Genomic DNA, 866 nt, shown 5'->3' on the forward strand with positions numbered 1-866 from the left:
AATTTATGTAAGCTGATAACTCTTCAATAAAATGGTCTATATTTTCAAACTCTTGTAGATATAGCAACTCTGACTTCAATAATCCAAAGAAGTTTTCCATAACTGAGTTATCAAGACAGTTACCTTTACGTGACATACTTTGTTTAATGCCCTTTTGCTTTAACATTTTTTGATATCTAATCATTTGATATTGCCACCCCTGATCTGAGTGAAGTATCAATTCTGTATTATCTGGAATTTTATCAAATGCTTTTTTGAGCATGTCAATGGTTTGATGAAATGTAGGTCTTTCTGATATGTTATAACTTATAATTTCTCCATTATACAGATCAAGAATCGGGGAAAGGTAGACCTTCTTTCCCAATATAGCGAACTCGGTTACGTCAGTAACCCATTTCTCATTTGGCTTAGTTGCTTTGAATTTACGATTTAGCAAATTTGGTGCAATCTTACCCACTTCGCCGCGATAAGACTTATATTTTTTTATACGAACCATACATTTTAAATCCAACAGCCTCATCAGCCTTTGGACGGTTTTATGATTTATTCCATAACCTCTGTTTTTTAATTCTAAAGTAATTCTTCTGTATCCATATCTACCTTTATTCTCATGGAAAATCTTAATGATAGAAGACTTAACATTCTCATATTTATCAAGCTTTCCCATGCTTTTTATACGATAGTAAAATGTGCTGCGAGCAATACCTGCAATCCTCAATAAATCAGCGAGCTTATATTTATGCCTTAATTCTCTAATAACAATTACTTTGTCTTCTTCGCTGACTTTTCCCTGGCTTGAACTAAGGCATTCAATTTTTTTAAATACTCATTCTCCATTCGAAGTCGCTGAATCTCGGCAATCAAGT

At 33.1% G+C, this 866-nt stretch carries 1 pseudogene; it reads right to left on the bottom strand.

The window, feature by feature from the left end:
• A pseudogene (locus JK634_RS20345) lies at positions 1–866 on the bottom strand (IS3 family transposase); the annotation flags it as partial.

The sequence above is a fragment of the Clostridium paridis genome (assembly GCF_016765615.1).
Lineage (GTDB): Bacteria > Bacillota > Clostridia > Clostridiales > Clostridiaceae > Clostridium_T > Clostridium_T paridis.